The organism is Amycolatopsis sp. cmx-11-12, from assembly GCF_046269425.1.
Lineage (GTDB): Bacteria > Actinomycetota > Actinomycetes > Mycobacteriales > Pseudonocardiaceae > Amycolatopsis.
In genome coordinates this window covers 52702-67108 of sequence record NZ_JADNQM010000027.1, presented here as the reverse complement: position 1 = coordinate 67108, position 14407 = coordinate 52702, and the positions used below count along the sequence as shown (strand labels likewise).

10 protein-coding genes are annotated in these 14407 nt (G+C 69.1%); 5 read left to right on the top strand and 5 right to left on the bottom strand.

Annotated features, from left to right (window positions below; genetic code table 11):
- Window positions 1–171 precede the first annotated feature (171 nt).
- Entirely contained in the window at window positions 172–2853 is a 2682-nt protein-coding gene (locus tag ACLARN_RS30590; protein ID WP_409494944.1) for a nitrate- and nitrite sensing domain-containing protein, read from the bottom strand.
- A gap of 197 nt (window positions 2854–3050) precedes the next feature.
- Between ACLARN_RS30590 and ACLARN_RS30585 the strand changes: the two genes are divergently transcribed.
- Window positions 3051–4004 (top strand): ABC transporter substrate-binding protein, encoded by a 954-nt coding sequence (locus tag ACLARN_RS30585; protein WP_409494943.1) that lies wholly within the window; start codon window positions 3051–3053, stop codon window positions 4002–4004.
- 50 nt (window positions 4005–4054) lie between these two features.
- Here the strand turns inward: ACLARN_RS30585 and ACLARN_RS30580 are convergent, their stop codons facing one another.
- Complete coding sequence (locus ACLARN_RS30580) at window positions 4055–4690, bottom strand: hypothetical protein (RefSeq protein ID WP_409494942.1); 636 nt, start codon at window positions 4688–4690, stop codon at window positions 4055–4057.
- Between the two features lie 85 nt (window positions 4691–4775).
- Between ACLARN_RS30580 and ACLARN_RS30575 the strand changes: the two genes are divergently transcribed.
- From ACLARN_RS30575 to ACLARN_RS30565, 3 genes are all read left to right on the top strand, one after another.
- On the top strand, window positions 4776–6422 hold the full coding sequence (locus tag ACLARN_RS30575) for a DNA repair helicase XPB (protein WP_409494941.1): 1647 nt from the start codon (window positions 4776–4778) through the stop codon (window positions 6420–6422).
- 619 nt (window positions 6423–7041) lie between these two features.
- On the top strand, window positions 7042–7797 hold the full coding sequence (locus ACLARN_RS30570) for a DUF4253 domain-containing protein (protein ID WP_409494940.1): 756 nt from the start codon (window positions 7042–7044) through the stop codon (window positions 7795–7797).
- Between the two features lie 52 nt (window positions 7798–7849).
- On the top strand, window positions 7850–8665 hold the full coding sequence (locus ACLARN_RS30565) for a DUF72 domain-containing protein (RefSeq protein ID WP_409494939.1): 816 nt from the start codon (window positions 7850–7852) through the stop codon (window positions 8663–8665).
- 120 nt (window positions 8666–8785) lie between these two features.
- Here the strand turns inward: ACLARN_RS30565 and ACLARN_RS30560 are convergent, their stop codons facing one another.
- On the bottom strand, window positions 8786–11608 hold the full coding sequence (locus ACLARN_RS30560) for a BTAD domain-containing putative transcriptional regulator (protein WP_409494938.1): 2823 nt from the start codon (window positions 11606–11608) through the stop codon (window positions 8786–8788).
- Window positions 11609–11665: 57 nt separating this feature from the next.
- Here ACLARN_RS30560 and ACLARN_RS30555 point away from each other — a divergent pair, with 57 nt between their 5' ends.
- On the top strand, window positions 11666–12610 hold the full coding sequence (locus ACLARN_RS30555; RefSeq protein WP_409494937.1) for an o-succinylbenzoate synthase: 945 nt from the start codon (window positions 11666–11668) through the stop codon (window positions 12608–12610).
- Between the two features lie 62 nt (window positions 12611–12672).
- Here the strand turns inward: ACLARN_RS30555 and ACLARN_RS30550 are convergent, their stop codons facing one another.
- Entirely contained in the window at window positions 12673–13581 is a 909-nt protein-coding gene (locus ACLARN_RS30550) for a M23 family metallopeptidase (protein WP_409494936.1), read from the bottom strand.
- 108 nt (window positions 13582–13689) lie between these two features.
- Window positions 13690–14361 (bottom strand): hypothetical protein, encoded by a 672-nt coding sequence (locus ACLARN_RS30545; protein WP_409494935.1) that lies wholly within the window; start codon window positions 14359–14361, stop codon window positions 13690–13692.
- Between the last annotated feature and the right edge of the window lie 46 nt (window positions 14362–14407).

Below are 14407 nucleotides of genomic sequence, written 5' to 3'. Positions count from 1 at the left end.
TGTCCGTTGGTGAACCCGCGTCCGCGATCGACGTCGGCAGGACGCTGCCTGGTGTCCACGTCACGATGGCGGTTCAGGGCGTCCTGCCACCGCGATAGCGGGGCCTTCGGCCAGGGCGGGTTCACGCGTGTGGTCACTTTCCGGATAGATCTCAGCTCCGCCAACTGGCGCTTAAGCCGAGGGGTTGTCGTCACCCCTGGCGTGGCGACCGCGCCGGAACCCGCCTTGCAGGCTGGTCATCCGTTCGCGGACCGCTTCGGGGGAAAGTGAGAGTATCGGCCTCTCCCCTCGCGGCTTCTCCGGCCTGTCGTCCCGCGACCGCGCCTCGGGGACGACGGCGGGCAGTACGGGCCAGGTCTCCTCCGCCCCGTCCTCCTGCTCCAGCTCGGCGGACGTCGGCCAAGCGGGCTCGGGTTCGGGCTCCGGAGCTTTCGGTTCCACCGGCTTCAGCGTCGGCTCGGTCGGTTCGTCGGGATCCTGCACGGGTTCTTCGCTCGCGGCGGTCTCCTCCGGCGGCTTCACCGGCTCGAACGACGGCTTGGAAGGCGGGCCGGGTTCGGCTGGCGAAGGTCCTTCGCGCGGGCCGCCGTGGTCGAACCACTGCGAAAGCACGCTCTGGTACTTGGGCATCCGCTCGGTCGGGGAGTCCACTTCGAGGTGGTTGCCGTCGTCGTCCGCCGACGGCCACTCGGGCTGGGTATCACGCTCGACGACCGGCGCGCGCCGGAGCGGACCGGGGTCCAGCACGGGCGCGAACCGCGACTCTTCGACGCTCTCCTCCGGCTCGGGCAGCGGCGGGACTTCCAGCGGCGGTTCGGGTTCCGGCTCGGGCGCGACGACGACGGGCGGCGGTTCCGGCATCGGCGCGGGCTGCGGCGCGTCGACGATGAGGGCGGACGGCACGACGACCACCGCGGTGATCCCGCCACCGTCGGCGGACCGCAGCCGGACGTCGATGCGGTGCCGGACGGCCAGCGTCGCGACCACGAACAGGCCCATCCGCCGCGAAACCTCGACGTCGACGTCCGGCGGGTTCGCCAGCCGGGTGTTGGTCCGGTCGATCTCCGCCTGCGGCATCCCGGCGCCGTGGTCGGTGATCTCGATCTGCCACTCACCGCGTTCGGTCGCGTGTCCCTCGACCTGGACCATCGTGCTCTGGTCCGAATAGCGGGTCGCGTTCTCCAGCAACTCGGAGACCACGTGCACGAGATCGTTGACGGCCTCGCCGCGGACCGCGATCCGCGGCGAGGCACCGAGTTCGATGCGCTGGTAGTGCTCGACCTCCGAGAGCGCGGCGCCGATGATCTCGTCGGCGACGACGGCGCCACCGTCCTCGCGGACGACGTCGGTTCCGGACAGCACCAGCAGGTTCTCGCTGTTGCGCCGCATCCGCGTCGCGAGGTGGTCGAGTTCGAAGAGCCCGGCGAGCGTGTCGGGATCCTGTTCGTCGGCCTCCATGCGGTCCAGCACGGAAAGCTGCCGCTCGACGAGATCCTGGCTCCGCTGCGAGAGGTTCACGAACATCGCGTTGATGTTCTCCCGCAGCATGGCCTGTTCCCCGGCGAGCCGGACGGCCTCGCCGTGCACCGCGTCGAACGCCCGCGCCACCTGGCCGAGTTCCTCGCGGCTGAACACCGGGACCGGCGCGACGGCCAGCCGCCGTCGCAGGTTCTCCGGCTGCGGCTCGGGATCGCTCAGTAGGCCTTGGACGGCCGCGGGAAGCTGGTGTTCGGCGACCTGGAGCGCGCTGCGGCGCAGGATCCGCAGCGGCCGCAACAGCGAACGCGCGATGATCACGGACAGCACACCGGCGACGAGCAGTACCGCGAGCACGATGCCGCCGTCCCAGATGGCGGACGTTCTCGCTTGTGCCGCAAGGGTGTCCGTACGTTGCTGCAGCTGGACGAGCACCGCCTGCTGCACCTGGTGGGCCAGATTGACCGTGTAGGTGGCGGCGGTGTCCCACTGGTTCGGGTCCAGCCCGCCGAGCCCCTGGTCGTTCTCCGCGCGGATGAGCGCGGATTCCACCATGCCGTTGCCGATGTCGACGATCAGGCCGATCACCGTGTCGTCGTACATCCGCTGCTGTTCGGGCGTCGCGAAGGTGCGGTAGTCGTTGCGGGCGGCGGCGAGTTCGGCCTCCGCGCCGAGCAGGGCACGGGTCCGGTCCCGGTTGAGGCCGCCCTGGGCGAGCGCGGCCGCCATGATCGCGCGTTTGACCGACATCTGGTCCTTGATCCGCGCGAGCGCGTTGCCCGCGAGGCGGAGCTTCCCCAGATCCGGATCGGAGACGTCGGCGGCGGTGGAATCGCTGATGTCGAGCAGGCCGGAGATCAGTTCGCTGTAGGAGCGCAGCACCGCGTCGGCGGGAAAAGCGGAGTGTTCCGCGGAAAACCGCAGTCCGGTCAGCACGCGCAGGCGGTCGCTGGTCAGCTGGAGGCTGGTCGCGGCCTTGTCCCCGAGTCTGCTCTTGCCCTCGCCGAGCGTGCGATCGAACGTGCCGATGGACTCGTCGACACGCTTGCGCTGCTCGGCCAGTTCGGAGACGTCGCCCTTGCGGTCACCGGCGACGAACCGGACGGTGAGGTCGCGTTCGCGCTGAAGCTGGTGCACCGCCTCGGCGACGGTGCTGTCGACCCGGCCGCGGGTGGCGAATTCGGCCAGTTGCCGGGCATCCCGCAGATCCGAGTTGACCCGGAGCCCGACGAGGGCGACCACCGCGAGCGCGGGAATCAGCAGTACCACGAAGAGTTTGGTACGCAGGTGCCAGTTACGCAGCCGCCAGCGTCCTCCGACACGGGGATGCCGTTCCGCCGCGTCGCCCCAACGGGGACGCTTGTCGCGACGGGCCACCTGGTTTCCTTTTCCCACCACGGGACCCTTTCCCATGGCTGACATCGGGGACGAGAGCCCGAACCTACTGTAGAGTAACAAGGTTCGAGAACGATCGAAAGCCGCGCTTGTGCGGCGTCTCCCGCCGCGATCGTATGGGGCCTGGACCATACGATCCAGAAGGAGGAGCACATTCTCTCGGTAGGTGGGCGGAGGCGATGATGCGCGTTCTGGCGATTCCGCTGGTAGCGGCTCTGCTGGCGATGGGCGGTTGCGGAGCGTTTTCCGGTGGTGACCCGAGCGCGGACGCCCCACTCGAACGAACCGAGCTGCGAATCGGCGTCGGGAGCCCCATCGACACGGCGCCCCTGAGGGTCGCCGTCGCCGACGGCAGGTTCACCGCCGCCGGCCTTTCCGTGACCCTCGCCGATGTTCCCGCCGACCAGGCGATCAGCAAGCTTTCCTCGGGCGAGATCGACATCGCGTTCGCCAGTGACGTCTCGATCTTCCGCGCCGCCGCGGCCGGGACGGCGTTGCAATTGCAGGGCGAGGCGTACACCGCCGGCCGCAACACCATGGCGCTCGTCACACTCCCCGGCTCCGACTACACCGAACCGACCCTCAAGAAGTCGCCGAAGATCGCGGTGAACATGCTCGACGACGTCGGCGTGCTCGCGGCCCGTTCGGTACTCGGGACCGCCGGCGTGGACGTGAACAAGATCCAGTTCAAGCAGCACGCGTTCGACCGGATGCCGCAGGCGTTGCAGGCGGGCGAGGTCGACGCCGCGTGGATGGTCGAGCCGTACATCACCAGGGCGGAGAAGGAACTCGGGGCGAGCATCCTCGCCGACGGCGCCCGCGGCGCGACGCTGGACTTCCCGATGTCGTCCTACGTTTCGACCGGCGCCTTCGGCCAGGGCAACGCCCGCACGCTCGCGGTCTTCCGGAAGGTGCTCGGCGAGGCGCAGGTGCGGGCGGCCGACCCGGTCGTCGTCCGCGACGCGCTGCCGACGTTCTCCGACATCGACCGGACCACGGCGTCGCTGGTCTCGCTCGGGGCCTACCCGGTCTCCCTCAACGGCATCCGGCTACAGCGCGTCGCCGACCTGATGCACAACTCCGGCATGGTCGGCGCCCGGCTCGACGTCCAGTCGATGGTGCCCCGTCCTTAGCCCGGACCCCGCCCCGCCGCCACCCTCAACGGACAGGCTGCGCCTGACTGCTAGATATTTTCTCCGGTCGGCCTGAGACACACCGTGCGCTCGGGCGGGCCGGTGTAGTGCAGAGCGGTGTCGTCCGCCGAACAGACACTCTCCGACGACCCCCGCATCACGACCGCCCGCGCCTCGGCGGAGATGTCGGTGCAGCGGACCTTCGCGATCCGCGTCTCGTGCACGACGTCGCGCAGGCAGTCCCCCGTCTCGACGTTCAGCGCCAGGCAGAGCGTCTTCTCGGCCTTACGGCTGGAGGAACTCCCGTACAGCTCGAACTGGACGTAGTCCGAGCCGCGGCACTCTGACGAACCGGTGCGAACCTGGTCGACCCGGAAGGTCGCGCGGCTCGACGTGCAGCTGGCCGTCGTGTAGCTCTGGGCGCCGCCCGCCTCGTCGGTCAGGTACAGGCATTTGCCCGCCTCCAGCGACGTGAACTTGCCCGACTGCGAGAACCCCCAGGCGACCAGGCTCCCCAGGCCCAGCGCGGCGACGACGCCGAACACGATCGAGACCTTGGCCAGCACGCTGATCGGCGGTGGCTTCGGGAACGGCGTCGGCATGCCCACGTCCGGCATCGAGGGCAGTGGCGCGGGCGCGTTGAACGGGTCGTATTCGGGCGCCCCGCCGGTCGGTGTAGTCGTCAAGATCCCCTCCAGTCACCTGCCGCACATCCTTCCACCAGCGGTGCCGCGGCGGGAGCCGGTGTGGCCGGAACGTATAAAGGAGGATGTGACCGATGGCCCGCTGATCGTCCAATCCGACAAGACCGTCCTGCTCGAGGTCGACAACAGCCAGGCCGACGACGCGCGGATCGCCATCGCGCCGTTCGCCGAACTGGAACGCGCGCCCGAGCACGTCCACACCTACCGGATCACGCCACTGGCGTTGTGGAACGCCCGCGCGGCCGGCCACGACGCGGAACAGGTCGTCGACGCGCTGACGACCTACTCGCGGTTCCCCGTGCCCCAGCCGCTGCTCATCGACATCGTGGACACGATGGGCCGGTTCGGGCGACTCCAGATCGCCAACCACCCGGCGCACGGCCTGGTCATGGCGACCACCGACCGCGCGGTGCTGGAGGAGATCCTCCGGCACAAGAAGATCAGCCCGATGCTGGGCGCGCGCATCGACGACGACACCGTCATCGTGCACCCGTCCGAACGCGGACGGCTCAAACAGGCGCTGCTGAAGGTCGGCTGGCCCGCGGAAGACCTCGCCGGCTACGTCGACGGTGAGGCGCACCCGATCGAACTGGCCGAGGTCGACTGGGAGCTGCGCGACTACCAGCGCAAGGCCGCGGAGGCGTTCTGGGCGGGCGGGTCCGGCGTCGTCGTCCTGCCGTGCGGCGCCGGCAAGACGCTGGTCGGCGCCGCGGCGATGGCGCACGCGAAGGCGACGACGCTGATCCTGGTGACGAACACCGTCGCCGGTCGGCAGTGGAAGCGGGAGCTGATCGCACGGACCTCGCTCACCGAGGAGGAGATCGGCGAGTACTCCGGCGAGAAGAAGGAGATCCGGCCGGTCACCATCGCGACGTACCAGGTGGTCACGCGCAAGACCAAGGGCGAATACCGGCATCTGGACCTGTTCGACTCGCGGGACTGGGGCCTGGTGGTCTACGACGAGGTCCACCTGCTGCCCGCGCCGGTGTTCCGGATGACCGCGGACCTGCAATCGCGGCGTCGGCTGGGGCTGACCGCGACCCTGGTGCGCGAAGACGGCCGCGAAGGCGACGTGTTCTCCCTGATCGGCCCGAAACGCTACGACGTCCCGTGGCGGGACATCGAGGCACAGGGCTGGATCGCACCGGCGGAATGCACCGAGGTCCGCGTGACGCTGACCGACGCCGAGAGGCTCGCGTACGCGACGGCCGAAGCCGAGGAGCGGTACAAGCTCGCGGCGACCGCGGACACCAAGACCAAAGTGATCAAAACGCTGGTGGACCGGCATCCGGGCGAGCCGACGCTGGTCATCGGCGCCTACCTCGACCAGCTGGAGATGATCGGCGACGAACTGGACGCGCCGGTGATCCAGGGCGCGACCCGGAACAAGGAACGCGAGGAACTGTTCGACGCGTTCCGGCGCGGCGAGATCAGGACGCTGGTCGTTTCGAAGGTCGCCAACTTCTCGATCGACCTGCCGGAGGCCTCGGTCGCGATCCAGATCTCCGGGACGTTCGGCTCGCGGCAGGAGGAGGCGCAGCGGCTCGGACGGCTGCTGCGGCCGAAGGGCGACGGACGGCAGGCGCACTTCTACTCGGTCGTCTCGCGGGACACCGTCGACACGGAGTACGCGGCGCACCGGCAGCGCTTCCTTGCGGAGCAGGGGTACGCGTACCGGATCATGGACGCGGACGACCTGCTGCGCCCGATGTGATCCCCCGCGTTTCGTCCTCTGGTTGCGGTCGTTGCGTGTGCAAGGACCGCGTCCAGAGGACGAAACGCGATTGGTCGTGGCCCGGTGCGAGTACATGAAGGAGTCCTTCATGTACCTAGACTCGGCCTCACCACCCCAAGGTCGGTCGAGATGTTGCTGCTATGCGGTACGACGCACTTCGGGGACCTGATGCCCCGAATGTGGCATTGGGGACACTGAGCGACTCCAATGTGGCATTGGGGGCCGTGGCCGCGGGTCGTGAGTGGCAAGTCGGGCTAGCTGACCGGAAGTCAACGATGTTGCGCCGGTTGGCGGGTCCGTGAAGGACCCCTTCACTACCTTCAGGGTAGGCAAGGAGGCCTTCACGGCCAGGTGAAACAACCCTCACGATCGCAACCAGAGGACTAAACGCGAACACCTTCGTCCACTATGGACATTGCGATGTTTCTGGTGTGACGTCAGGGACACGTGGGACGACGGCAGGCTAGGGGCGCCGAGAAAATTTCGGCCCCTCGACCTGCGCGCCCCTGAGATCCAGCGAACGGGGTATCGAAAACTGTCGGTGCTTCGAACTAGTGTTCGGGTAGAGTTGACCGAACACCAGTTCGAGGGGAAGCCGATGACGATCGCACCGTTCCGCCCGGGTACGCCTCCCGTCCAGACCCTGCCGCCCGGCCGGTGGCACGGCCGGATCTGGGTTTCAGACCTGCCTTTGGCCAGGCCGGAGCGCTACACCGGCTGCGTCGCCGAGTTCGACCGGTCCGGGCTGTGGCCGGTGCTGATCCCGCACGACCAGCGGTTCGCGGCCAACGGCGAGGACTGGATCGACGACCGCGGCAGGCTCGCCCCGGCCGATCACCGGATCTCCTCGGTGGACCCGGCCGAAGTGCTGGCCCGCTGGTGGGACACGTCGTGCTGCGACGGTGCCTGCCTGCGCCCGTTCGGCGCGAAGTTCCCCGGCCTCGCCCGTCGTCCGTCGCGCCGGGCGGATCCGCTGGCCGAGGCGGGCAACACCGGGTCGATCCTGGCTGCGCGCGGACCGCACCGGCTCGCGCTGGTGCAGACAGAGCGGCCCGCCGACATCCCGGCGATCCTGGGCTGGACGGGGATGATCAAGGCGACCGATCAGGTCCACGAACTGTCCGCGGTGCTGCGCAGCTGGGAAGACCGGTTCGGCGCGACGCTCACGGTGCTGGGCTTCGATTCGATGGAGCTGTCGGTGGCCGCGCCGCCGCGCACCCAGGGCCGCGCGCTCACGGTCGCCGCCGAGCACCGCTCGTTCTGCCTGCCCGCGTTCGCCGGTCAGCCGGGCAATCTGCGCGAGTTCGCCTCCAGCCTGGTCCAGACCCGCCGGTGGCGGTTCTCGTGGGCCTGAGCGGGCGTTTGCGCCGGGCAGAGAGGGGGAACCAGCACAGCGACAGAAGGCGGTGATCGACGTCGCCGAGATCAGGATCGGCACTTCGGGCTGGCGCTACCCACCCTGGCGCGGGGACTTCTACCCCCGTGGCCTGGTGCAGCGGCGCGAGCTGGAATACCTGTCCGGCCGGATGAACTCCGTGGAGATCAACGGCTCGTTCTACTCCTTGCAGCGTCCCGAGCGGTACCGCGCGTGGGCCGAGCAGACACCGGACGACTTCGTCTTCGCCGTCAAAGGCGGCCGCTTCATCACGCATCTGAAGCAACTGCGCGACGTCGAGACGCCGCTGGCGAACTTCTTCGCGTCCGGAGTGCTGGCGCTCGGCCGGAAGCTGGGGCCGATCCTCTGGCAGTTGCCGCCGCGGCTGGCGTTCGACGCCGGGCGCGTCGAGGCTTTCTTCGAGCTGTTGCCGCGCACCAGTCACGCCGCCGCCAAGCTCGCGAGTAAGCACGACGACAAGCTCAAGGCCGAACCGCACACCGATCCGAAGCCGCGCCGGAAGCTCCGGCACGCCGTCGAGGTACGGCATCCGAGCTTCGCCGAGCCCGAAAGCCTTGAGCTGTTCCGGAAACACGGCATCGCGCTCGTGGTCGCCGACACCGCCGGCGAGTTCCCGTTCGTGGACGAGATGACGAGCGACGAGTTCGCGTACGTCCGTCTGCACGGCGACGAGGAGCTGTACGTCAGCGGGTACAGCGACAAGGCCCTGAAGAAATGGGCGCGCAAGATCGAGGGCTGGGGCCGCGACACGTACGTCTACTTCGACAACGACGTCAAGGTCGAGGCGCCGAAGAACGCGATCACGCTCGCGAAACTCCTCGCGTGACGCGCACACGCTGCACAGTCAGCGCGCAGTGAGCGGTTTCCTGTTAGCTGGCAGCAGAGGTCACGGGCGTACTCGCGTGCTGCGACTGGGGGTCGGCACGCCGGTCGCCCGTGCCTCGTTTCAGCTTTGGCCGGAGATGAGCGAGGCGAGCTTCGTCCGGACATCGTCGGCGTCCGGATGCGAAAGCTCGGTCAGCACGCGTACCGAACGAAGCCAGCACTCCCGCGCCGACGAGGGATCACCGAGCCGCAGATGGATCGCGCCGAGCTGGGCAAGCACGTCGGCCGCCTCGTAGAGCTCGCCGTGGGTGAAGAACATCTCGACGGCCCGCCGCATGCAGTCGATACCCTCGTCGTTACGGCCGAGGCCGACGAGTGCGATGCCCTTGGTGTGAAAGGCGAAACGGGCTTCGCCGGGCAACGCGTGCGCCCGCAGGGCCAGTGCCTGGTCGGCGAGGTCGAGCGCCTGGCCGTACCGTCCGTCGCCGGTGCAGATGTCACCGAGCGCCTGCAACGCGTCTGCCTCCATGCCGGCACCGACGTTGTGCTCCCGGATGAACCGCAGGGCCTGGGTCCCGTACTCCCACGCGATCCGGGCGCTTTCGACGTTCCGGCTCGCCAGCGTGAGGTTGTACAGACCACGCGCCTCACCCTCGCGGTCTCCCACCAGCCGCTGCAATTCGACCACCTGCTTCAGGTAGGCGACGCTGTCCTCGTACTGGCGTGCCACCCCGCAAGCGACACCGAGCCCGCTCAGCATCGCGGCCTCACCGGGCCGGTCACCCGCTTCACGCGCGGCCCGCAGCGCGACGTCGAACACCGAACGCCAGTCCTCCAGCCGCGCCCGCACGATGAAGAAGGATTGCAGCAGCCACGCGAGTTGCCAGCACTCCCGATGCCGTCGTTCCCGGTACGCGACGTTCACCGCGGCGATGAGATTCCCGCATTCCTCGTCGAACCAGTCCAGTGCCTGGTCGTAGTGACCGAACTTCAGCCCCGCGCCCGCGAACCGTTCGGGCTCGATCAGCCGGTAGTGCCGTTCCGGGCGCAGCAGCCGGGACGCGTTCAGCGCCGACGACAGCGAGGCGTGAAGCAGCCTGTCCAGCACTCCCGTCCGCGTTTCGGGCCCGTCCACCTTCGCCGAGAGTTCGGCCGCGTACGCGCGGATCAGGTCGTGGAACTGGTACCGGCCGGGCCGGGACCGCGCGATCAGGTGCGCGGAAGCCAGTTTCTCCAGGTCCGCGTGCGCTTCCGCGATGTCGACTCCGGCCACCGCAGCGGCCACGGGCACGCTGAAGTCGCCACCGGTAAGCAGGCCGAGCAGCCGCAACATCCGCGCGGCCCGCTCGTCGAGCGAGCGGTACGAGTACGAGAAGACGGCCCGGATGTTCGTCTCGTCGCCGTCGGCGAGGTCGAACGAACCCAGCTTGTCCTGTTCGGCCTCCAGCAGCCGGACGAACTCCCGCAGTGAAAGGTCCGGGAACTGCGCCGCCCGCACCGCGAGGATCCGGATCGCCAGCGGCAGCCCGCCGCAGTACCGGACGAACCGTTCGGTGGCCTCGGCATCCTCGATGACCCGGTCCAGTCCGATCGTCGACGCGACGAGGGCGGTCGCGTCCTCGTCGGGCAGTTCCTCCAGCGCGACGCGCCGCGCGCCGTGGGTCGCCACGAGCGCCTGCAACTGCCAGCGGCTGGTCACCAGCACCAGGCAGCCGGGACCGGGCAGCAGCGGCCGGATCTGCTCGGTACTCGCGGCGTTGTCGAGCAGGATCAGCATCCGGCGGCCGGCGCTGTAGGTGCGCCAGGTGGCCGCGCGACCGTCGACACCGGCGGGGATCCGGTCGGCGGGGACACCCACCGAGGCGAGCATGGTTTCGAGCGCGGTGGCGGGTTCGACCGGGTCGCCAGGACCGTATCCGCGCAGGTTGAGGTACACCTGCCCGCCGGGGAACCGCTCCCCGACCTCGTGCGCGAAATGGACCGCGAGCGTCGTCTTGCCGATCCCGCCCATGCCCTCGATCGACGCGATGGACGTCGATCTCTCGGTGTCCAGTGCTTCGGGGACCAGTTCGTGCAAGGCCTTGAGGTCGCGCTGACGGCCGGAGAACACCCGGAGATCCGCCGGTAGCTGACGCGGGATCAGCGGTTCGGCGCCGAGCCGGTACCTCGTCAGCTCGGAGTCCAATGTGGTCTCGACGGCCTCTTCGCCGGTCAGGATCGCCTGGTGCGCGCGTTGCAGCGACGTGCCGGGGTCGAGGCCGAGTTCTTCGGCCAGCACCGCGCCGATCCGGCGGTAGACGGTCAGCGCCTCGGCCTGCCTGCCGGAGCGGTAGAGCGCGACCATCAGCTGCTCGTGCAGCCGCTCCCGCAGCGGGTTCTCGCGGCACAGCCTGGTCAGTTCGGGAACGACGGTGGCGTGATCGCCGAGGGCGATGAGCGCGTCGGCCCACTGCTCGCGGACACGGAGCCGCTCCTCGCCCAACTGGTCGGCTTCGTCCCGAAGCAGGGCTTCGGAGTGGACGTTCTGTAGCGCCGGACCGCGCCATTCGGACAACGCGGCGGCGAACCGATCCGCGGCCCGGCGCAGGTCACCGTCCGCCGCGGCCTCCGCGCCCGCGGCGGCGAGTGCGCGGAAGCGGGCGAGGTCGAGCAGGCTCTCGTCGAGTTCGAGCAGGTAGCCGCCGCGTTCGGTCCGGATGGTGACCTCGTCGCCGAGCGCGCGACGAACGCGCAGGATGTAGGTCTGCAGGGCGCCCTTGGACCGCCGCCGGTCGTCCGGCCACAGCCAGCGGCCCAGTTCCTCGACCGGCACCACCGTGTTCGCGCGCAGCAAGAGGCCAGCCAGCACAATGAGCGGCCTGCTGCCGCCCAACGGCACCGGCAGCCCGTCCGCCGTGACCTCGGTGGGCCCCAGCACGCGAAAGTCGAGTGCCACGTCGCTCATTCTGTCCGGAACCGCGGGAAACGGCACCTGATTCCAGCGGTGGCATGATCGGCGTCGATGGACGTCTACGCGATCCCCCTGCGCACCCGGTTCCGTGGCATCACGGTCCGTGAAGGCCTGCTGATCCGCGGTGAAGCGGGCTGGGGCGAATTCTGCCCGTTCTCCGACTACTCCGACGCCGAAAGCGCGCCGTGGCTCGCCTCCGCGCTGGAGGCGAGCGAACGCGGATGGCCCTCGCCGGTGCGGGACAGCGTCGAGGTGAACGCGACCGTCCCGGTGGTGTCGCCGGAGAAGGCGTACGAACTCGTATCCGCTTCGGGCTGTCGCACGGCGAAGGTCAAGGTCGCCGACCCACAGGTGAGCCTCGCCGAGGACTGTGCCCGGGTGGAGGCGGTGCGGGCCGCGCTAGGCCCGTCCGGTGCGATCCGCGTCGACGCGAACATGGCCTGGGACGTGGACGCCGCGGTCAAGGCCATCGGGGAACTTGACCGCGCGGCGGGCGGGCTCGAGTACGTCGAGCAGCCGTGCCCGTCGATCGGGGAACTGGCCGACGTCCGGCGCCGGGTCGAGGTGCGGATCGCCGCGGACGAATCGATCCGCCGGGCCGAAGACCCGCTCAAGGTGGCCGTGGCGGGCGCGGCCGACGTGGCCGTGCTGAAGGTCGCGCCGCTGGGCGGGGTCCGGCGCGCGTTGGAGGTCGCCGAAGCCTGTGGCCTGCCGTGCGTGGTGTCGTCCGCCGTCGAGACGAGCGTCGGGCTCGCCGCCGGACTTGCGCTCGCGGGCGCACTGCCCACTTTGGACTTCGCGTGCGGACTGGGGACGATGTCGTTGCTGACCGGGGACGTCTGCGGCGTCTCACTGTCCCCTGTGGACGGTCGCCTGCCGGTCACCCTCAGCGCTCCGGCACCGGATCTCTTCGGCGCGCACGCTGCCGCTCCGGACGTCCGCGCCGCCTGGGAGGCCCGCTTCACCCGCGTCCGCACCCACCTCCGGATGCTATGAAGGACGCTTTCATAGCAAATTTTGCTATGAAAGCGTCCTTCATCTCACGCTGCTGCCGAGGATCAGCCGCAGTGCTCCAGCGGGGATTCGTAGCTGGAGGATCCCGCCGAGCCGCCCCACTTGACGCACTTCGCGCCCGCGGCCGCGCTCACCGGGCCCGCGTAGTACTCGAAGCTGCCGGAGTCTGTCTTTCTCGTCGCGCCTTCCACTTCGAGGAACGCCGAGACCGCGCTGGCCGCGCCGACCGACGTGGCCTTGATGGTGGTGACGCAGTTGTTCTTGTTCGTGCCGTTGTACAGCAGGTACGTGGTCGCGGCGGCGCCGAGCGCCTGCGAGTCGATCACCTTGTAGCCGTCGCCGCACACCTCGACGGCGTCGTACGGGTTGGGGTTCCCGGTGCCGCCGCACGTGTTCTTGGAGGTCACGTTGGCGTTAGGGTAGCCGAACTTCACGCCGTTGAAGTACGCGGGCTTGATGTTGCTCGGCCACGAGGAATCGTTGGTGCGGACTTCGTAGTGCAGGTGCGGGGTGATGTTGTTGCCCGGCTTGGAGGTGTTACCGACCTCGCCGATCTTCTGCCCCTGCGCGACCTGCGCACCGGCCGCGACCGAACGCACCTTCAGATGCGCGTAGTAGGTCGACCATCCTCCACCGTGGTCGATCTTCACCAGGTTGCCGAAACCGTTCGCCGAACCCTGATGCGCCGAGGTGACCACCTTGCCCGCGGCCGCCGCGACGACGGCGTCGCCAAGGTCCGCCCCCGCGGAGCCGCCGCGGTTGAAGTCGATTTCGTAGGCCCGGTGCGCGCTGCTGTTGTCGTTGTCGCCGTTCCACACCTGGTTGCAGGGGAACGGGAGCTGGAAGTTGGGACGCGGACCGACGGCGGCTTCGGCCGAAGTCGCGGTGATCGCCAGCCCGGCCATGCCAAGTAACGCGGTGGCGGCCGCGGTGACCACTCGTCTGAATCTCATCGGATGTCCTTTCTCGGCGTTTCGCGAGAAGCGTCCCGAAAGGGCGTACAAGCGAGATACAAACGAGCACGGGCCCTCCCGGCCGAGGGGTCCGGGAGGGCTCGTGGCTCAGCCGACCCGTTCGATGATCGCCCGGCGGATCAGGAACTTCCCTGGTTCGCGGACCTGTTCGAAGGCCGCGTTGTTCAGCAGCGCGCAGCTGCCGGAAGCACCGGTGACCTCGACGGTGGTGGCCTTGTCGTTGTCCAGGTTCGTCACCTTCAGTTTGGTGCCCGCCGGGAACTCACCGCTGGACGCGGCGGGTGCGCCACCCTCGCCGGACAGCGTCACCGTGGAGCCCTGGCAGACGACTTCGCCGGCCACGTCGACGGCGTCTTCCTGCACGACCGCCTCGTCCTCGGCCGCCATCGCGTCATCCATCCCGGCCTCCTGCTCGGCGGCCTTTTCGGCTTCGTCGGCGGCCTGGTTCTGCTCCTGTTTCTTTCCGTCGGCTCGCACGTTCTCGGCGCAGCCCGCCGTCTGGCGGCGCTGCTCGATGAGGTCGACGACGGCCTGCCGGTTCGCGATCCGCGCCTCGGACAAGGCGTCCGGGTCCGCCTGCTGACCGGCGATGAAGTTGAGGTTGTTCCGGAGGGCGGTGTCCAGCCCCTGGCAGCTTTCCGCGGCCTGTCCGTCCGGAGTGCTGACCGCGAACATCGCCGCGGCGATGGCGGCCACCCCGAGAACCGACGCGATGCCGATCGTCGCCCGCTTGCGGTGTTTCCCGGCGCTGTTCATCATCCGTGTTTCCTCCGGTCTGGTTCCTCCTCACCCACATCTGGAGATA